This window comes from Mesorhizobium sp. WSM4810 (assembly GCF_055811235.1).
Genome location: NZ_JBVVQV010000003.1, coordinates 18,325 through 38,069, shown reverse-complemented (window position 1 = coordinate 38,069; position 19,745 = coordinate 18,325). Strand labels below are relative to the sequence as shown.

Here is a 19,745-nt window from a genome sequence, read left to right as displayed (position 1 = left end):
TATTCTCCGTGCGTTGGTCATGGCTGGCGTTACGGAGATGTTCCCATGATGGCCAACAAGAACGAACTCCTCGATCTCGAAAAAGGGTTCTGGACCGGCGACGCAGCCTATTTCAAAGCCAATGCCGACACCAAATGCCTGGTGGCTTTCCCACAGATGGCGCAAACGATGAGCAACGCCGATCTGGCCGAAACCGCGACGGGCCTAAATCGCTGGCGCGATCTCGACATCGACCCCAAGGGCATCATCGAGCCGGGCAGCGACATTGTCATGCTGACTTATGAGGCCCATGCCACGCGCGAGAATGGCGAGCCCTATGCGGCGCTGGTCAGCACCGGCTATGTCCATCGCGTCAATGGCTGGAAGATGATGTTCCACGCGCACACGCCTCTTGAGCCTGCCGCAAAAACCTGACCAAAAACCCGACCTTTGGCGCAGATCATGGGAAAAACACCGTCTCGCCCTTCAGCGCGTCGGCCAGCATCTTTTCGTATTTGCCCCTTGGCACGTCGACCGCGCCGAAGCGTTTGAGGTGCTCGGTGGTGAACTGCGTGTCGAGCAAGGCGAAGTGTCGATCCTTCAGGCGTTCGACCAGGTGCACCAGGCAGACCTTCGACGCGTCCGTTTCCCTGGCGAACATGCTTTCGCCGAAGAACACCCGGCCAAGAGACACGCCGTAGAGGCCGCCAACCAGCCGACCCTCGCGCCAGGCTTCGACCGAATGGCAATGGCCCATCCGATGGAGTTCGACATAGGCCTCGCGGATCGGCGCGTTGATCCAGGTCGACCGGCGTTCCTCGCGCCTCTCGGCGCAGCCGTCGATGGTCGCTTCGAAATCAAAATCGAAACGGATATCGAACAGGTTTTTCCGGATCGCCTTCCTCAGGCTTTTGGGCGTGTGAAAACCATCCAGCGGGATGATGCCGCGCGTCTCCGGCCGCACCCAGAACACTTCCGGATCGGTGGCGCTTTCGGCCATCGGAAAGACGCCCGAGGCGTAGGCCTTGAGCAACAGGTCGGTCGGGATGCGATAGCCTGGCGCGTAAGGACGGGTCATCGCATCATTATATTCTATAAGTTCACGTCCTAATCCTCATCGGCCAGATATTTTTCCAGCCAGTGGATGTCATACTCGCCATTGGCGATATCGGCATTGCCGACGAGATCGCGAAACAGCGGCAGCGTCGTCTTGATGCCGTCGACGACGAATTCGTCGAGCGCCCGCCGCAGCCGCATCATGCATTCGACGCGATTGCGGCCGTGCACGATCAGCTTGCCGATCAAACTGTCGTAGTAAGGCGGGATCTTGTAGCCGGAATAGACGCCGGAATCGACACGGATGCCGAGGCCGCCCGGCGTGTGGAAGTGGGTGATCGTGCCGGGCGAGGGGGTGAAGGTGCGCGGATCCTCGGCATTGATGCGGCATTCGATGGCGTGGCCCTGAAAGCGGATCTCTTCCTGGCGCATGGAAAGCCCGCCGCCCGAGGCGACGCGGATCTGCTCGTGCACGAGGTCGATGCCGGTGATTGCCTCAGTCACCGGATGCTCGACCTGCAGGCGCGTGTTCATCTCGATGAAGTAGAACTCGCCGTTCTCATAGAGGAATTCGATGGTGCCGGCGCCGGAGTAGCCGAGATCGGCGATCGCCCTGGCACAGACGCCGCCGACATGCGCGCGCTCCTCGGCATTGAGCGCCGGCGAGGGAGCCTCTTCCCAGACTTTCTGGTGGCGGCGCTGCAGCGAACAGTCGCGTTCGCCGAAATGCACGCCGCGGCCGGCACCGTCGCCGAACACCTGGACCTCGATGTGGCGCGGCTTTTCGAGATACTTCTCGATGTAGACGGCGTCGTCGCCGAAAGCGGCACCGGCTTCCGAGCGCGCCGTCTGCAGTGCGACCAAAAGATCGGATTCGCTGCGCGCCACCTTCATGCCGCGTCCGCCGCCGCCGGCCGACGCCTTGATGATCACGGGATAGCCGATCTCGGCGGCGATGCGTCTGGCTTCCTTTTCCTCGGTGACCGCCCCGTCGGAGCCGGGCACCACCGGAATGCCGAGGCGCTTTGCGGTGCGCTTGGCCTCGATCTTGTCGCCCATGATGCGGATGTGATCGCCGGACGGGCCGATGAAGGTGATGTTGTGCGCGGCGAGGATATCGGCGAATTTGGCATTCTCCGACAGGAATCCGTAGCCCGGATGCACCGCGTCGGCGCCAGTGATCTCGCACGCCGCGACGATCTGGTGGATGTTGAGATAGCTGTCGCGCGACGGCGGTGGGCCGATGCAGACGCTCTCGTCGGCGAGCCGCACATGCATGGCGTCGGCGTCGGCGGTGGAATGCACCACCACCGTCTGGATGCCGAGCTCCTTGCAGGCGCGCAACACCCTCAGAGCGATTTCGCCGCGATTGGCGATGAGGATTTTCTGGAACATTTTTCGGCTGTTCCCGGCTCTACTCGATCACGACGAGCGGCATGCCGTATTCGACCGGCTGCGCATCCTCGAACAGGATCGCCGTCACCGTTCCGGCACGCGGCGAGGGGATCTGGTTCATCGTCTTCATCGCCTCGATGATCAGCAGCGTCTGGCCTTCCTTGACCTGTTGGCCGACTTCGATGAACGCCTTGGCGTCGGGCGATGGCGCCAGGTAGGCGGTGCCGACCATCGGCGAGGCCACTGCGTTCTTGGACACGTCGGCCGCTGCCGGGGCGGCTGCGCCAGCCGGCTGCGCGGCCGGCGGCGCATAGGCGGGCTGCGCTGCGGCGACCGCATGGACAGCCGGCGCCTGTCGCGACACGCGCACCTTCAAGTCGCCCAGCTCGACCTCGATCTCGGTGAGGTTGGTGTCGTTCAGTATGCCCGCCAGATCGCGGATAAGCTGCTGGTCTACACCATTCTTCTTTATCGACATTTTCGAGCCTTCTGTTTGTTGGCCGGTCATAGGCGTGCGGCCAGCGCCTGCAGCGCCAGTGTGTAGCCGAGCGGCCCGAACCCGCAGATCACGCCGACGGCGACCGGCGAGACCATGGAGACGTGGCGGAATGATTCCCGCGCATGGATGTTGGAAAGATGAACTTCGGCGACGGGCAATGGCGCGACGGAGCGGATGGCGTCGTGAATGGCGATCGAGGTGTGGCTGTAGGCGCCCGGATTGATGACGATGCCGACAGCCTTGTCGGCGGCTTCCTGTATCCAGTCGACGAGGTCGCCCTCATGGTTCGACTGACGGAAATCGATCTCGAGCCCAAGTGCCGCACCTGCCTGCTTGCAATCGTCGGCGATCGCGGCCAGCGTCTTGCCGCCATAGATGCCCGGCTCGCGTTTGCCGAGCGCGTTGAGGTTGGGACCGTTCAGGACGAAAACCGTTTTCAAAATGCCGACCTTTTCCCGGTGTGGTTTCGAATCCGAAATTCGCAATACCTTGGAGCAGCGCTTTGAACGAATTTCGGCTTCAAAGCCACACTGGCAATTTATACATTTCTGATGTGGTGGATTTAAAGTTCCTGAACACTGACGCCACCAAAGCAGCAGGAACTTCAAATCCACCACATCAGCGCCGGCATCAGTCGGCGCACCGGGCCTCTATAATGGGCTTAGACGCCTGCGAAAAGAGCGCAAGTGGGTTCTTTCGCTGTCCACAACAGGCGGAAAATGGCTTGCGCAGAAAGCCAGCCGCCGATCAGAGTGCGGCCTTGGCCGCTTCGATCTTCTTCGCCAGCACGTCTTGGCCGAGCGCACCGAACACCACCTCGTTGCCGACCACATAGGAGGGCGTTCCGGTGATGGCCAGCTTGTTGGCAAGATCATAGGTCTTGGAGAGGGCCTCGGCGATCGACGGATCCTTCATCTTCTCGCGCAGCGTCGCTTCGTCGGCGCCGAGCGAAAGCGCGACCTTGATGGCCGCCGCTTCGGTGGCGCGTCCCTGGGCGCCGAGCAACGCGTTGTGGAACTCGCCGTATTTCTCCGGCATCATCAGGTGGAAGGCCATCGAGACGACGCTTGCCTTCTGCGAATCCGGGCCGAGGATCGGGAACTCCTTGAGCACGAAGCGCAGCTCCGGATCGGCTGTCGTCAGCGTCTGCATGTCCTCCATGGCGCGTTTGCAGTAGCCGCAATTGTAGTCGTAGAATTCGACGATGGTGACCTTGCCGTTCGGATTGCCGACGACGCCGTCGAAGGCCGAGTTGAAGATCTGATCCTTGGCATCCTTGATGACGTCGAGACTGGCGACGCGCTGCGCCTCCTTCTGCTTGGCCTCGAGCGCCTCCTGAGCTTCCAGCAGCACTTCCGGGTTCTTCAGCAGATAGTCGCGGATGATGCCTTCGACTTCAGCCCGGTCGATCTTGGTGTCGGCGGAGGCTGCTTGGGCGATCTGCGCGGCATCGGCCTTTGCCGTCTGCGGACTTCCGGTCACGAACCCGAAACCCAGCATGGCGAGAGCGACCGCCACGCCCGTGGTGCCCAGCAGAATTGCCTTCTTCATCATCCTGATCCTCTTGCCTGGTTTCCGGCCGGGTTGTCCGACCCGATTGGCCCGACTACCCGATTGGTTCGACTACCCGATTGGTCCAACCACTTGTCGCCGCGCACGGCCGGAAGGTTCACTTTTTCTTGCCTGATGGTGCGTAGTTTATGATGTCCTGCGCGCGGATCCAGCCCGGCTCGCCACGCTTCATTTTCATCTGCGCGCGCATTGCGAAGATCTTGGCATCCTTGTAGGCGCCGGAATAGAAATGGCCTTCGGCGGTCGCAAGGTCGGCGGCCGGAATGTTGCCAAGCTCGCCATAGGCCTGCGCAAGATGGCGGTAACCGACGGCGTTTTCTCGGTCGCGCGCGAGACCTTTGTTGATCTGCACCACCGCTTTCTCCAGGGAATCGGGCGTGCCGACTGCCATCAGCGCCTGGCCGTAGGAAACCGGCAGCAGCCCGGATCGCGCTGGGTCGAGGCTGACCGCCTTGGCATAGGCTTCCGCGGCAGCCTTCGGTTTGTTCGCCTTCATCAGGATGTCGCCGCGCAATTCCTGGAAATAGGGGTTCTTCGGATGTGCCTTGATCAGCGCGTTGGTCTTGGCAAGCGCCCCGGCCAGATTGCCGAAAAGATAGCTCGTCTGCGCGTCGCCATATTGCGAGGCGAGGCTGCCCGGCATCTTGCGCATCAGCCGCGATGCGGCGGCCTGACCTCCCATATAGGCGGCGATCTTGATGCGCATCATGTCGTGCCGCTGTTGCAGCGCCGGCGGATCGACCTTTTCGACGTAGGGGCTTTTTTTGACCAGGACTTCGAGGTTGGCGATGCGTTCGCGCGGCAGCGGATGGCTGATCCGGTAGGGGTCGACCTGCGCCCCCGACAGCGAAAGTGCGCTCTGAAAGCGGCCGAAGGTCTTCAGCATGCCCAGGCCGGACTGGCCGGTGGCATTGAGATAGGTTATCGCCGAGCGGTCGGCGGTCATCTCTTCGGTGCGCTGATAAGCGAGGATACTGCGCTGCGCCATCTCGCCACCGCCAGCGGCAACCCCCATGCCGGCGCCGGCCAGGCCCCGGCTCTTGCTGGTGGCGCCGGCAACGATGGCACCGGCGCCAAGCAGCGTCGCGATGATGGCCATCGTCTTGGCGCGTTCGAGCTGGTTGCGCAATTTTTGCTGGTGGCCGCCGGCGATGTGGCCGGCTTCATGGGCGATGACGCCGATGATCTCGTTGGGCGTCTCCGCCGACATCAGGGCGCCGGTGTTGATGAACAGGCGGGACCCGGCAACGAAGGCGTTGAAACTCTGGTCGTTGACCAGCACGATGTCGACGCCGTCTTCCGGCAGGCCCGCGGCCCTGAAGATCGGCCGCGCATAGGCGCGCACCAGCGCCTCGATCTCGGCATCGCGCACCACCGGCACGTTTTGCGCAAAAGCGCTGACGGTGCTGCTCACAGCGACCGTCGCGGCAAGCGAAAGCGTCGCGAAGGCGCGCGCTGCCCTGGCTATCGTCGATTTGGGTCGGCTCAACATGGCAGGTCCACTGGTAGACGAGCGGGTGAAGGATGAAAAGTCGGCACTGAAACTTTTACTGAACTTGTGATCCTCACATCAATCGGGCATTTGTGCGGCGCGGGACGCCAAAGCTCGGCGCCGGCAGCCGGCAAGCGCCGGCCCATGGGCGATCTCAAAGGGCTGACCCAAAGGCCGGACCCAAGGGCGAACAAGGAATGAGGTCAAATGGTTGTATCGCTTTCGCGTCGCGGCGACGTCGAGCCGTTCCACGCCATGGACGTTCTGGCGGAAGCGAATCGGCTGAAGGCCAGGGGCGTGCCGGTCGTTTCCATGGCCGTTGGCCAGCCGTCCGATCCGGCGCCGGCCGGAGTCAGGCAAGCGGCGACGAACGCATTGAAGATGGGGCGCATCGGCTACACCGACGCATTGGGTCTTGCGGGCCTGCGCGAGGCTATCGCCCAGCACTATGCCGACCACTACGGGCTGGCCGTTTCACCCGGCCGGATCGCCGTCACCACCGGATCGTCGGCCGCCTTCAACCTGGCATTTCTGGCGATGTTCGATCCAGGCGACCGTGTCGCCATCACCGCACCCGGTTATCCGGCCTATCGCAACATCATGGCCGCGCTCGGCATCGAGATCGTCGAGATCGAGCTCGACGGTGATGCCTATCTCCACGCCGAACATCTGAAGGCTGCGCATCGCGAAAAGAATCTGAAGGGCGTGTTGTTTGCCAGCCCCGCCAATCCGACCGGGGCGATTATCCCCGCCGACGAGCTGTCGGCGCTGGTGACGACGGCACAAGAGCTCGGCATCGCCGTGATCTCCGACGAGATCTACCACCGGCTGGCTTACGCTGCGCCGGACAGCACAGCACTTGCCTGCGGCCCTGACGTGACGGTGATCAATTCCTTCTCGAAATACTACTGCATGACCGGTTGGCGCATCGGCTGGATGGTGCTGCCGGAACCATTGGTGCGGCCGGTCGAGCGCATCGCCCAGAGTCTCTACATCTCACCGCCGGAACTGTCCCAGATCGCCGCGATCGAGGCGTTCAAGGCAACCGCGGAATTGGAGGCTGTGAAGGCGCGCTACGCGGGCAATCGCGAGCTTTTGATGAAACGCCTGCCCGAACTCGGCTTTACCCTGGCGGCACCGATGGACGGGGCGTTCTACGCCTTCTGCAATGTCACCAGGCACACCAACGACAGCATGGCCTTCGCGCGCAAGATGCTGGCCGAGGCGCATGTGGCGGCGACGCCCGGCCGCGATTTCGATCCGCTTCAAGGCTATCGATCCATGCGCTTTTCCTACGCCGGCAGCCACGACGAGATGGTCGAGGCGATGATGCGCATCGAGCGCTGGCTGAGATAGCGTGATGCCGGACCTCGAGCAGGCTTTGACCGAGATTGCCGCCGAAATGGCCGAGCGCACGGATCGCGGCGACGTCGCGACCTACATACCGCAGCTCGGCAAGGTCGATCCGAAAAAGTTCGGCATTGCCGCGGTGACCAATGACGGTCGCGTGCTGATGGCGGGCGACGCCGATGAGCCGTTTTCGATCCAGAGCATTTCGAAGGTGTTCACGCTGACACTGGCGCTCGGCAATGTCGGCGACGCGCTGTGGCAGCGTGTCGGGCGCGAGCCTTCGGGCAACCCGTTCAACTCGATCGTCCAGCTCGAGCACGAAAACGGCATTCCGCGCAATCCGTTCATCAATGCCGGCGCCATCGTCATTTCCGACATTCTGCTCGCCGGTCACCAGCCGCGCGAGGCGATCGGCGAGATCCTGCGCTTCATCCAGTTCCTGGCCGACGACGAGACCATCATCATCGACCGCGAGGTCGCGGCTTCGGAACGAGCCACCGGTTTTCGCAACTTGGCGCTCGCCAACTACATGAAGTCCTTCGGCAATCTCAGCCACGCGCCGGATCTGGCGCTGGGCGTCTATTTCCACCATTGCGCCATCGCGATGAGCTGCCGGCAACTGGCTCTGGCCGGCCGCTTCCTCGCCAATGGCGGCAAGAACCCGGCGACTGGCCATTCCGTGGTGTCGGCCGAGCGCGCGCGCCGCATCGGCGCGATGATGCTGACCTGCGGCCACTATGACGGCTCCGGCGATTTCGCCTTCCGCGTCGGCATCCCCGGCAAGAGCGGCGTCGGCGGCGGCATTTTGGCGATCGTCCCGGGCGTGGCCTCGCTCGCCGTCTGGTCGCCCGGCCTCAACGCCAACGGCAATTCCAGGCTGGGGTCGATTGCGCTGGAAAGGCTGGCGAAGATGATGAACTGGTCGGTTTTCGCGTCATAGAGATTTGCCCGCTTCAGACAAGAAAATCCCGCGCTGTCGACAGGAGCGCGCGGGATTTTTTTGTTCAAAAGATCAGGCTAAACTACCGAAAAGCTTAGAAAAAGCCTTTCCGCTGCCACCAGCCGGCACGCTTCGGCTTCTCCTCGGTCTTTTCCTCTTCGGCAACAGTCGAGGACACGATCGGCTCAGCCGGAGCATCGACCGGTATGGGCTTGCGTCGCGATGGGCGGACCTTCGGTTTCTCGTCGACGGCGGCCACGGCTGTTTCCTCCGAAACAGCTGCGGGAGCCTCGGCAGAAATTTCCGGCTCGGCTACCGGCGTCTCGGCAACGACGTCCGCCGCAGCCTTCTTCGGCTTGGCGGCGCGGCGCGGCTTCTTCGGCTTTTCGGCGCTTGGCATGTCGTCATTGGCCGGAGCAAGGTCGACAGGCTCTTCGACCGGCGTGGCTTCGACCGGCGTTGCTGCTGCCCGTTCGCCGGAGACGGCCTCCAAGACCTCGGGACGGTCAGCCGACTCGGCAGTGCCTGCATCGACCTCGCCTTCGCCGTCTTCACGGCGATTGCGCTTGCCGCCGCGCTTGCCGCGCCGACGCTTCTTGCCCAGACCTTCATCAGGCTCCGGACCTTCATCAAGCTCCCGACCTTCAGGCTCTTGCCCCTCATCCGACGCTTCCACCGCCTCGGTGACGCCGACCTGGTCCTCGTGGTCTGCTTCGGCGCCTTCATCGCTTGCGGCTTCGGAGACGCCATCGGCAGCGGCCGAGATGGACGCGCCTTCCACGGGGGCGCCATGCTCGCGGTCGCGATCCTTGCCGCCGCGCCGTCTGCGGCGCTTGCGGCGCTTGCGGTCGCGGCCTTCGCCATCCTCGCTGGGCCTTGGCTGCTGCGCCTGGCGCGGTTGTTCCGCCGGTGCAACGACCTCGTCTTCCTCCTCCTCGATTTCGTCGGCGGGCTCTTCCGGCTCGACATAGGCGGGCAAGGTCCGCACCTCGACGAAGCCTTCAGGCTTTTCGGCCAGCGCGCCGCGGAAGATCGCATAGTGCTGGGCGCCGACCGTGTCGTCGGCCTCGACGGTGATGGTCAGGCCGAAGCGGTTTTCGAGCTCCACCAGCGTGCCGCGCTTGTGGTTGAGCACATAGAGCGCGGTCGCCGCCGGCGTCCGCACCGTGATGTGGCTGCGCGAATCCTTGAGCAGGAATTCCTCGATCGCCCGCACCACCATCAGCGCGACGGACGAATCGGACCGCACATGGCCGGTGCCGCCGCAATGCGGGCAAGGCTTCATCGTCGATTCCAGCACGCTGGCACGGATGCGCTGGCGCGACATCTCCATCAGGCCGAAATGCGAGATGCGGCCGACCTGGATGCGGGCGCGATCGTTCTTGAGGTGATCCTTCAGCCGCTTCTCGACGGAGCGGTTGTTGCGGTTCTCCTCCATGTCGATGAAGTCGATGACGATCAGGCCGGCGAGATCGCGCAGCCTCAGCTGCCGTGCGACCTCCTCGGCCGCTTCCAGATTGGTGTGAAGCGCTGTGTCCTCGATCGAGTGCTCCTTGGTGGAGCGGCCCGAATTGACGTCGATGGCGACCAGCGCTTCGGTCTGGTTGATGATGATGTAGCCGCCGCTCTTCAGCGTCACCTGCGGCTGCAGCATGCGGTCGAGCTGCGCCTCGATGCCGTTGCGCACGAAGATCGGCGTCGTGTCGCGGAACGGCTGCACGACCTTGGCGTGGCTCGGCATCAGCATGCGCATGAAATCCTTGGCCTCGCGATAGCCCTCTTCGCCGGAGACCAGGATCTCGTCGATGTCCTTGTTGTAGAGGTCGCGCACCGAGCGCTTGATCAGGCTGCCTTCCTCGTAGACGAGGGCAGGGGCCGTCGACTGCAGCGTCAGGTTGCGGACGTTTTCCCAAAGCCGCATCAGATATTCGTAGTCGCGCTTGATCTCGGCCTTGGTGCGGCTTTCGCCGGCCGTGCGCAGGATGACGCCCATGCCCTGCGGCACTTCGAGATCGGCGACGACCTCCTTCAGCCGCTTGCGGTCCTGTGCGTTGGTGATCTTGCGCGAGATGCCGCCGCCGCGCGCCGTGTTCGGCATCAGCACCGAATAGCGGCCGGCAAGCGACAGGTAGGTGGTGAGCGCCGCACCCTTGTTGCCGCGCTCTTCCTTGACGACCTGCACCAGAAGGATCTGCCGGCGCTTGATCACTTCCTGGATCTTGTACTGGCGGCGCACCGGCTTGCGGCGGTTGCGCGCTTCTTCCAGCGCATCCTCGGCGCCGACCGATTCGACTTCATGGTCATCCGAATGCGATGACTGCACCTCTTCCAGCATGCCGCGATCATTGTCGGTGGAGGTGGCTTCGCCGGCCGCCTCAGCCTGCGGCACGGCTTCGGAAATCACATCCGATTCGATGCTGGCGGCGATGGAGTTCGGACTGCCTTCGGAAGGCCCAGTTTCGTCACCGCCAGTTTCGTCACGGCCATGGCCCGTCTCGTCACGGCTCGTCTCATCAGGACTTGCCTCGCTATGACTGGCGACATCCTCGCCATGTTCCGAAGCAGCGGACGGCGTGTCGACGTTTTCTGAGGCATCGACGTTCTGCGCGACCGCATCCTCGCCGTGTTCGCCGCCCTCATTGGAGCCGCTGTCGTTGGACCCGCTGTCATTGGACCCGCTGTCATTGGAATCGCCAGAAGCGTCCGAATCGGCCGCACCTGCATCACGCTTGTGTTCGCCTCGGTCGCGGCTCTTGCCGCCGCGGCGGCGTCCGCGCCGGCCGCGATCGCGGTTCTGGCGATCATCGCCATCGCCGTCCTCATCGTCCTCGTCTTCAGCCTCCTGCGCTTCCGCGCGCAACAGCGCCTGACGGTCGGCGACCGGAATCTGGTAGTAGTCGGGATGAATTTCACTGAAGGCGAGGAAACCGTGACGGTTGCCGCCGTATTCGACAAAGGCTGCCTGAAGCGAGGGTTCGACGCGGGTTACGCGGGCGAGGTAGATATTTCCTTTGAGCTGCTTCTTGTCCTGGGATTCAAAGTCGAATTCTTCAATACGGTTACCGCGAACGACGACAACTCGTGTTTCCTCCGGGTGGGAGGCGTCTATCAGCATTTTGTTGGGCATTATTTCGTTTCCCCCCGGCAGCCGTCAGCCGCAGCTTGCGAGGCAAAGCCCGCCGCTGTGAGTGTGGATGAACATGGGTGCCGGGCAATTGAATGTCCGCCGGCCGCTGCCTGAGCGCCATGGCGGTGCCGCCCGCAGCCATAATGGCGCGGTTTGCTGCGGACCTTTCCATGATTGCGCTTGAAGCCATCGTAACCAGCAGAACCTTTTTGAACCAAAGCCCGGGAAAACCGGACCAGCTTGTTTGCTCGTACAGAGCCGGCGCGGGACAATCCCGGCCGTTTTCCTCACGCAGGCGCTTCCCCCGCCACGGGCTTACACCTGCGAAATTCGTCGCGATCACCTGTTGCCTTTTCGCCTGACGCGAAAGGAGCCGTCGTTCATCTCACCTGTAGCAGGAAGCTGCGGAGAAGGACGGTTCCAGGATTGCAGTGATCCACCATCGCTTTTATGATTTGGCGGGTTGGAAGGCAACCCCGATTTCCGATGCCGGCAAAATGCAGTTCCGCAACGGAAGCACGGCTTTAAGCGTTGCGTGAAAAGGCTTGGTTAACCTTCTCTGGTTACCAACCGTTAATCGAGTTCGCGGCCTGACCGGCGTTTCGACAAGACGACGACACTCCGACAAGCAAGATTGGCCGACAACAGGATCGGGCGCCTCACGCCAAACCGGAGCGACTGGAAGAGATGGCACTGGCAGTCTTCACGCACATGAGTGGTCGCGCCGGAGGCATTTTTTTCTACGCCGCGTACTTCCGCGCTGCCCACTTGCGAGGTGCCCGCTTCCGCGCTGCCCACTTCTTCCGCGCTGCTTGTCTGCTGTTGCTGGTTGTCGCATGCCTGGCTCGTTCGCCAGTCTCCTTTGCCGCCGACGCGCCGCTGGCAGTGACGAGCTACAAAATGGCCGGTGACGCCACCAAGATGCGCATCGTCATGAATTTCGATCGTGAGCCCAACGTCAAATGGTTCCTGCTGCGCGGCCCCCACCGTCTGGTCATCGACCTGCCAAGCACGAGATTCGCCATCAATGCCAAGGATGTGAAGGCGCGCGGCCTGGTCAGGAGCGTGCGTTACGGCGATCTCGGCGAGGGGGTATCGCGGCTGATTCTCACCGGCAAGGGCCCGTTCGCCATCGACAGGTTCGACGTGCTCAAGAACGATGACGGCAACGGCTACCGCATCGCCATCGACATGTCGGCGGCGTCCGTGCGGGAGTTCGACGCCGCTCTTGCCAATCAGGCGTTGACCACCGGCTCGACGGTCTCCTCCGACAAGGGCGGCAGGGTCGGCACCGGCCCGGTCTCCAATCCAGGCCATCGCTTCACCATCGTCATCGATCCAGGCCATGGCGGCATCGACGGCGGCGCCGAGGGCATGAACGGCACCGTCGAGAAGAACGTCACGCTCGCTTTCGCCACCGAATTGCGGGACAAACTCGCCGCAGTCGGCAAATACGACGTGTTCTTGACGCGCGAGACGGACCAATTCCTGCGGCTGGACGACCGCGTGCGCATTGCCCGCCAGCACGAGGCCGATCTGCTCATTTCGATCCACGCCGACACCATCAGGGTCAAGGGCCTTCGCGGCGCAACCGTCTACACCGTCTCCGACAAGGCTTCCGATCCCGAAGCGCAGGCGCTCGCCGACCGTGAAAACCTTTCCGACCAATTCGCCGGCATGGAAATCAAGGACGACGACAAGGAAGTAACCGACATCCTGATCGACCTGATTCGCCGCGAGACGCACAGTTTCTCGATGAGCTTTGCCCAAACGCTGGTCGGCCAGCTTTCCACCAGTGTCGGCCTCATCAACAATCCGCAGCGTTCGGCCAGCTTCAAGGTGTTGAAGGCGCCGGATGTTCCCTCCGTGCTGGTCGAACTCGGCTATCTGTCGAATGCCAAGGACGAGGCACAACTGCTCAGCGCCGATTGGCGCAGCAAGGCGGCCCAGAGCATAACCAATGCCATCGCCCTGTTCGCTTCAGCCAAGGCCGGAGCCCGAACCGGAGGCTGAGATGCCAGCCCTCGCCACAACCAGAGGCAGCGTTGCACGACGACAACACTTTGCACTTATATTTTCGCCATTCGAAGCCGAAATTCCAGGCTGCCGCATTTTGCCCACATGGTGGCGACATGGATTTTCGATTACCGGTCGGGATCGTCTCGAAAGCTTGCGCGAAAGGCGGCTTCGTTTAGGCAATTCCCGAACCAAGGACTGGAGCGGGCATGATTCGTCTTATTGGCTATTTCTTCGGCATCGGCACCGCGCTGGCCCTTTTGGTCGCGGCCGGGGTGGCGATCTATATCAGCCATTTGTCGAAGGATTTGCCCGATTACGAGGTCCTGGCCAAGTATGAACCGCCGGTGACGACCCGCATCCATGCGTCCGACGGTGCGCTGATGGCCGAATATGCGCGCGAGCGGCGCCTGTATTTGCCGATCCAGGCGGTGCCGGATCGTGTCAAGGCGGCATTCCTGTCTGCTGAGGACAAAAACTTCTACAATCACCCCGGCATCGATATGACCGGCCTTGGCCGCGCAGTCATGGTCAATCTGCAGAATGCTGGCTCGGGCAAGCGCCAGGTCGGCGCCTCGACGATCACCCAGCAGGTGGCGAAAAACTTCCTGTTGTCCTCGGACCAGACCTACGAGCGCAAGATCAAGGAGATGATCCTCGCCTTCCGCATCGAGCAGGCCTATTCGAAGGACCGCATCCTCGAGCTCTACCTTAACGAGATTTTCTTCGGGCTTGGCGCCTATGGCGTCGCCGGCGCAGCACTCACCTATTTCGACAAGGCGGTGAATGAACTCACCGTGGCGGAGGCGGCCTATCTGGCGGCTTTGCCGAAGGGCCCCTCCAACTATCACCCCTTCAAATATGCCGACCGCGCCATCGAGCGCCGCAACTGGGTGATCGACCAGATGGTCGGCAACGGCTACGTTACGCAAGAGGAAGGTGCCAAGGCCAAGGCCGAGCCGCTCGGCGTCAAGCCACGCCGCTCCGGCACCTATCTGTTCGCCGGCGAATATTTCACCGAGGAGGTGCGTCGCCAGATCAGCGCGCGCTACGGCGAGAATGCGCTCTACGAGGGCGGCCTGTCCGTCCGTACGACGCTTGATCCCAAGATGCAGCTCATCGCCCGCAAAGCCATGCAGAACGGCCTGATGAAGTTCGATACGCTGCGCGGCTATCGCGGGCCGGTGAAGACCATCGACGTATCCGGCGACTGGGGCGTGCCTTTGAGCGAAGTCAAGGGACTGGACGACGTGCCCGAATGGTCGCTCGCCGTCGTGCTCGACAGCTCGGAGAGCGGCCTGTCGATCGGCCTTCGGCCGACCCGGCAGATCTCGGGCGAACTCGTCAAGCATCGCATCGAAGGCACCGTCAGCCGCGAGGACATGAGTTTCGCCATGCGTCATGTGGTCGGCGGCAAGACAGTCAAGGCCAAATCGCCGGCGGACGTGCTGAAGCCTGGCGACGTCATCTTCGTGCAGAAGAAAGAAGGTACGGATGGGGCCTATATCTTGCGCCAGGCCCCCGAAGTGGAGGGCGGCCTGATCGCCATGGATCCGCATACCGGGCGCGTTCTGGCCATGGTCGGCGGGTTCTCCTATTCGCTATCCGAATTCAACCGTACCACGCAGGCCATGCGGCAGCCGGGTTCGTCGTTCAAGCCGATCGTCTATGCGGCTGCTCTCGACAATGGCTATACGCCGGCTTCGGTGATCATGGATGGCCCGATCACCATCAAGAGCGGCAACACGACCTGGACGCCGAAAAACTACGATGGAAGGACTGCGGGCCCGGCGACCTTGCGGTCCGGCATCGAGAGGTCGCGCAATCTGATGACTGTGCGCCTGGCCAACGACATGGGCATGAAGCTGGTCGCCGAATATGCCGAGCGCTTCGGCGTCTATGATCGACTGGCGCCGTATCTGCCGATGGCGCTGGGGTCGGGCGAGACGACCGTGATGCGCATGGTATCGGCTTATTCGATCATGGCCAACGGCGGCAAGTCGATCAAGCCGACGCTGATCGACCGGATCCAGGACCGCTACGGCAAGACGGTCTACAGGCAGGACGAACGTGGCTGCAAAAATTGCAATGCGGCTGAATGGCAGAACCAGCCTGAGCCGGAACTGGTCGACAATTCCGAGCAGGTGCTCGATCCGATGACCGCCTATCAGATCACTTCGATGATGGAGGGCGTCGTCGAGCGCGGTACCGGCGCTACCGTTGCCGAACTCGGCCGCCACATCGCCGGCAAGACTGGAACGACAAACGACGAGAAGGATACCTGGTTCATCGGCTATACCCCCAACCTCGTTGTCGGCCTTTATATGGGCTATGATCAGCCCAAAGGTCTTGGCAAGGGCGCGACCGGCGGCGGCCTTGCTGCGCCGATCTTCAAGGACTTCATGCGCGTGGCGCTGGACGGCACGCCCAATGTCGATTTCCAGGTTCCCGAAGGCATGAAACTGATCGCCATCAATCGCAAAACCGGCATGCGGGCCAACCCGGACGACGCCGGCGCGTTTATCGAAGCCTTCAAGCCGGGCACCGGCCCCGCCGACAGCTATTGGGTGATCGGCATGGGTGAGGACGGCTCCAACGCCTCCGGCGGCGCGCTGTCGCCACAGGCCAACCAAGCCATCCAGTCCGGCGGCGGCGGGCTCTACTGACATAGGTTCGAGCAATTCCAGGAAAAGTGTGAAACGGTTTTCCGTCCGGAATTGCGCAAAAACAAAAAGATAGAGCCGTTCGGCGTTTCTGTGAAACGATGAACCGCCCTAAGGTATTTTGGCCGGCTTTCGAGCCGGCCCATTTCGCTTTACAGGCGGCGGTGCCGTCCCTATGTATCGCGCCAACCCAAGCTCTGCTTAAGCGACAGGGCACCATTTCAGCACAGGACAGAACGGCCAGCCATGCGCGCGGAAACGCAGAATATTGTCGACGAAATCAGGCAGGCGATAACCCTGCTGAGGAGGCATCTTTGACTGGGATCAAGCCATAAAGCGGCTTGAATACCTGAATGTGCGTGCCGAGGATTCGAGTCTCTGGAACGAGCCGCTGGAGGCGCAGAAGCTGATGCGTGAGCGCCAGGGCCTCGAGGAAGGCATCGCCGCGGTCAAAGGCCTCACCCAGGCGCTGGAAGACAATATCGGCTTGATCGAGCTTGGCGAGGAAGAGGGCGATGAGAGCGTCGTCGCCGAGGCGGAAGCGGCGATCCGCTCGATGCGCGGCGAAGCAAAGGCCCGCCAGATCGAGACGCTGCTTTCGGGCGAGGCCGACGCCAACGACAGCTATCTCGAAATCCATGCCGGCGCCGGCGGCACCGAAAGCCAGGACTGGGCCTCGATGCTCCTGCGCATGTACACGCGTTGGGCCGAGCGGCGCCGCTTCAAGGTCGAGGTGCTGGAGGTGCATGACGGCGAAGAGGCCGGCATCAAGTCCGCCACGCTGCTGATCAAGGGCCACAACGCCTATGGTTGGCTGAAGACGGAATCCGGCGTTCACCGTCTCGTGCGTATTTCCCCCTATGACAGCAATGCGCGCCGTCACACCTCCTTCGCCAGCGTCTGGGTCTATCCCGTGATCGACGATACGATCGACATCGACGTTTCCGAATCGGATGTCCGCATCGACACCTATCGTTCGTCCGGATCGGGCGGCCAGCACGTCAACACCACCGATTCAGCGGTCCGCATCACCCATCTCGCCACCGGCATCGCGGTCGCCTGCCAGGCTGAGCGCTCCCAGCACAAGAACAAGGCGAAGGCCTGGGAGATGCTGCGTTCGCGGCTCTACGAGGAAGAACTGAAGAAGCGCGAGGCGGTGGCCAACGCCACCGAAGCGTCGAAGAGCGATATCGGCTGGGGCCATCAGATACGCTCCTACGTTCTGCAGCCTTATCAACTGGTGAAGGATCTGCGCACCGGCGTCGAGAGCACAAGCCCGTCGAGCGTGCTGGACGGCGACCTCGACGATTTCATGGAGGCCTCGCTGTCGCAGCGCATCGAGGGCGGCGCCGGCGAAGTGGTGGCCGATATCGACTGAAGCTTCTACGCCCAAGCAGCAGGAACATCACGCTAGAGTAACAGGCTCTTCACTGTAATTGAGCGGCTGCTTTATGGCTTTGTTTTTTCATCCAATTTTCGACAATTACTTCTACCTCCGGGTTCATTGTTGCAGGCCTGCCGTCGCCTGGCCCGGAACCACCGCGAGCTGATTCTCGTTATCCGCGCGATCCCACTGCCGGGGTTGATGAAGTCACTCTCGTCAGCCTCGGCAGGCTGGTTCCGGCTGCAGATGTCGGCGCTCGGTTGCACAGCAATTTCTTGCGACAGCAAAGGAATCAGCCCAGCATCCGAACGCTGGGGGAAAAAGCATTTATGGCCGGACGCGGCGTATCTGCGACCTGACGAGCCGGCCACTGGGAAGTTACGTTCCAAGAACGGGCAAGCGAAACGCTTGATAACTCGGTGATAGGAATTGCGCCCATGCCTGCTTCCACAACCCGACTGGCCTCTGCCGTCAAGACGGCGCGCCGCCTCCTGAATTCGATCAATGCGGTGGTGGTTCTGACGGCCGCCACCATTGTATTTGCAGCGCCGGCTTTGGCGCACGACGCCACGCCGACTGCAGCGAAGCCGCAAGGCTGGAGTTACCCATTCTCCTGTTGTTCCGGCTATGATTGCCGCGCGGTCTCGCAGACGTCGATCAGCGAGCGTCCAGAGGGCTATGTCATCAAGGGAACTGGCGAGGTCGTGGGCTACAGCGATGCACGGATCAAGAATTCGCCCGACGGCGAATATCACTGGTGTTCGGTCGCCGGCGCCAATGACGGAAAGACCATCTGCCTGTTCGTGCCACCGTCGTCGTTTTGATGCTTGTCGCCCAAAAGCTTGCTCCGAGAGCCATGGCCTGACCCGAGGCTGCGCAGCGGTTTGGGATAACGACATGCATCAACAAGATTGAAGCACGCCACGCGTCCGACGCAGGCACCCCGAGTCTGCCGACAGACGGATGTCAACAGCGCCTCTTTATGTTGCCTTACCGCGCTGGCGGGAAGCAATCGCGAGGGAGGCGTCATGACCATAAAGGCAAGCTGCCACTGCAGGGCGACGATGTTCGAGGTTTCGGAAGCGCCGCTAACCGTGACGCAATGCACCTGCTCCTTCTGCTCGAAACGCGGCTCGTTGTGGGCCTATTACGTCCCGTCGCAATTCAAGCTCACCAGCCCGCTCAAGAATGTCTCTTTCTATCAATGGGGCTCGAAAACGGTAAAACATGGTTTCTGCGCCACCTGCGGCTGCGGCACCTTCACCGAAACGCCGGACTGGTCGACCGGCAAGCCGAATTTCGACAATCCGAAAATCAGCGTGAATTCTCGCCTGTTCGACGATTTCGACCTCGATCAGGTCGACGTCGTCGTCATCGACGGCAAGAATCTCTGGTAGCCGACAGTCTCTGCCAGCCCATCGGAATTGCGCAAATAGCGGCGGTTGGATTGACCGGGAAAAGCCGTGGCCAGCCGCTTTTCCCCTTCCATTTTTCGCCGCATTTCATGTTACAAGCATAGAGCGACGTGCGTCAACTTGGACGCACAAGGGATGCGGCGCGCCACTGGTGGGACCGCGGACTGGAGAGGGACTACCTGATGAAAAAGACTGTGTTCGTCGCAGTGGCGACGGCTGTGCTCGTGAGTGCCTGCACCACAACCGATCCGTATACCGGACAGCAGAAAGTTTCCAACACTGCGGCCGGCGCCGGCATCGGCGCGCTGGCGGGTGCGGGGCTCGGCCTGCTCGCCGGCGGCAACGATCGCCGCAATGCGCTGATCGGCGCTGGCGTCGGCGCGCTCGCTGGCGGCGCCATCGGCGCCACGATGGACCAGAACGAGGCCGAACTGCGCCGCCAGCTTCAGGGTTCCGGCGTCAGCGTCACCCGCAGCGGCGACCAGATCATCCTCAACATGCCGTCCGACATCACCTTCAACGTCGACCAGGACGCGGTGAAGCCCGGCTTCTATCAGGTGCTGAATTCGGTAGCACTTGTGCTGAACAAGTTCCGCCAGACCACCGTCGACGTGTTCGGCCACACCGACTCGACCGGTGGCGACGAACACAATTTCGACCTGTCGCAGCGCCGCGCGCTGGCAGTCGCCAATTATCTGTCCGGGCAGGGCGTCGATACCCGCCGCTTCGCCGTCACCGGCTTCGGCAAGACGCGTCCGATCGCCTCCAATGCGACGGCCGCCGGCCGCGCCCAGAACCGCCGCGTCGAAATCCAGCTCTCGCCGCTCACCTGAGCAAGGCAGGCAGAAGACGGCATT

The 19,745-nt window shown here is 62.3% G+C and carries 16 protein-coding genes; 9 read left to right on the top strand and 7 right to left on the bottom strand.

Annotation, left to right across the window (positions count from 1 at the left end; genetic code table 11):
- Positions 1-45: 45 nt before the first annotated feature.
- Positions 46-414 carry a hypothetical protein gene (locus AC0L3O_RS05285; protein WP_473534511.1) on the top strand — a complete coding sequence of 123 codons (369 nt, stop codon included), beginning with the start codon at positions 46-48 and terminating at the stop codon, positions 412-414.
- A gap of 25 nt (positions 415-439) precedes the next feature.
- On the opposite strand, the gene aat is transcribed toward AC0L3O_RS05285, so the two are convergent.
- The 6 genes from aat to AC0L3O_RS05255 all read right to left on the bottom strand — a co-directional run bounded on the left by aat (position 440) and on the right by AC0L3O_RS05255 (position 5,993).
- Positions 440-1,057 carry a leucyl/phenylalanyl-tRNA--protein transferase gene (gene aat / locus AC0L3O_RS05280; protein WP_473534510.1) on the bottom strand — a complete coding sequence of 206 codons (618 nt, stop codon included), beginning with the start codon at positions 1,055-1,057 and terminating at the stop codon, positions 440-442.
- A gap of 29 nt (positions 1,058-1,086) precedes the next feature.
- Entirely contained in the window at positions 1,087-2,430 is a 1,344-nt protein-coding gene (gene accC, locus AC0L3O_RS05275) for an acetyl-CoA carboxylase biotin carboxylase subunit (RefSeq protein WP_473615030.1), read from the bottom strand.
- A 19-nt stretch (positions 2,431-2,449) separates the two neighbouring features.
- Entirely contained in the window at positions 2,450-2,908 is a 459-nt protein-coding gene (gene accB, locus AC0L3O_RS05270; protein ID WP_023798158.1) for an acetyl-CoA carboxylase biotin carboxyl carrier protein, read from the bottom strand.
- Positions 2,909-2,934: 26 nt separating this feature from the next.
- A complete protein-coding gene (aroQ, locus tag AC0L3O_RS05265; protein WP_031254564.1) occupies positions 2,935-3,369 on the bottom strand; it encodes a type II 3-dehydroquinate dehydratase in 435 nt (144 codons plus the stop codon).
- 307 nt (positions 3,370-3,676) lie between these two features.
- Positions 3,677-4,480 (bottom strand): DsbA family protein, encoded by an 804-nt coding sequence (locus AC0L3O_RS05260; RefSeq protein WP_473534509.1) that lies wholly within the window; start codon positions 4,478-4,480, stop codon positions 3,677-3,679.
- Positions 4,481-4,598: 118 nt separating this feature from the next.
- Positions 4,599-5,993, bottom strand: a complete 1,395-nt coding sequence (locus AC0L3O_RS05255) for a M48 family metalloprotease (RefSeq protein ID WP_128168522.1) — start codon at positions 5,991-5,993, stop codon at positions 4,599-4,601.
- Positions 5,994-6,200: 207 nt separating this feature from the next.
- On the opposite strand from AC0L3O_RS05255, the gene AC0L3O_RS05250 reads away from it, so the two are divergent.
- Positions 6,201-7,349 carry a pyridoxal phosphate-dependent aminotransferase gene (locus tag AC0L3O_RS05250; RefSeq protein WP_473615029.1) on the top strand — a complete coding sequence of 383 codons (1,149 nt, stop codon included), beginning with the start codon at positions 6,201-6,203 and terminating at the stop codon, positions 7,347-7,349.
- A gap of 4 nt (positions 7,350-7,353) precedes the next feature.
- Positions 7,354-8,283: a glutaminase gene (locus tag AC0L3O_RS05245; protein ID WP_473615027.1), complete on the top strand. Its 930-nt coding sequence runs from the start codon at positions 7,354-7,356 to the stop codon at positions 8,281-8,283.
- Positions 8,284-8,377: 94 nt separating this feature from the next.
- On the opposite strand, the gene AC0L3O_RS05240 is transcribed toward AC0L3O_RS05245, so the two are convergent.
- Entirely contained in the window at positions 8,378-11,410 is a 3,033-nt protein-coding gene (locus tag AC0L3O_RS05240) for an Rne/Rng family ribonuclease (protein ID WP_473534506.1), read from the bottom strand.
- Positions 11,411-12,097: 687 nt separating this feature from the next.
- On the opposite strand from AC0L3O_RS05240, the gene AC0L3O_RS05235 reads away from it, so the two are divergent.
- From AC0L3O_RS05235 to AC0L3O_RS05210, 6 genes are all read left to right on the top strand, one after another.
- The gene (locus AC0L3O_RS05235; RefSeq protein WP_473534505.1) at positions 12,098-13,423 is read left to right on the top strand and encodes an N-acetylmuramoyl-L-alanine amidase; all 1,326 of its coding nucleotides are present in this window, start codon (positions 12,098-12,100) and stop codon (positions 13,421-13,423) included.
- A 212-nt stretch (positions 13,424-13,635) separates the two neighbouring features.
- Entirely contained in the window at positions 13,636-16,092 is a 2,457-nt protein-coding gene (locus AC0L3O_RS05230; protein ID WP_473534504.1) for a penicillin-binding protein 1A, read from the top strand.
- Positions 16,093-16,335: 243 nt separating this feature from the next.
- Positions 16,336-17,467 (top strand): peptide chain release factor 2 gene (gene prfB / locus AC0L3O_RS05225; protein WP_128246558.1). Its coding sequence is split into 2 segments (ribosomal slippage): positions 16,336-16,401 and positions 16,403-17,467, totalling 1,131 coding nucleotides; the frame shifts between segments, so codons are not numbered across the junction.
- A 443-nt stretch (positions 17,468-17,910) separates the two neighbouring features.
- The gene (locus AC0L3O_RS05220) at positions 17,911-18,297 is read left to right on the top strand and encodes a hypothetical protein (protein ID WP_128168528.1); all 387 of its coding nucleotides are present in this window, start codon (positions 17,911-17,913) and stop codon (positions 18,295-18,297) included.
- Positions 18,298-18,501: 204 nt separating this feature from the next.
- The gene (locus AC0L3O_RS05215) at positions 18,502-18,870 is read left to right on the top strand and encodes a GFA family protein (protein WP_473615026.1); all 369 of its coding nucleotides are present in this window, start codon (positions 18,502-18,504) and stop codon (positions 18,868-18,870) included.
- A 200-nt stretch (positions 18,871-19,070) separates the two neighbouring features.
- Positions 19,071-19,721 (top strand): YiaD family glycine zipper/OmpA-like lipoprotein, encoded by a 651-nt coding sequence (locus tag AC0L3O_RS05210; protein WP_128246555.1) that lies wholly within the window; start codon positions 19,071-19,073, stop codon positions 19,719-19,721.
- The last annotated feature ends 24 nt before the right edge of the window (positions 19,722-19,745 follow it).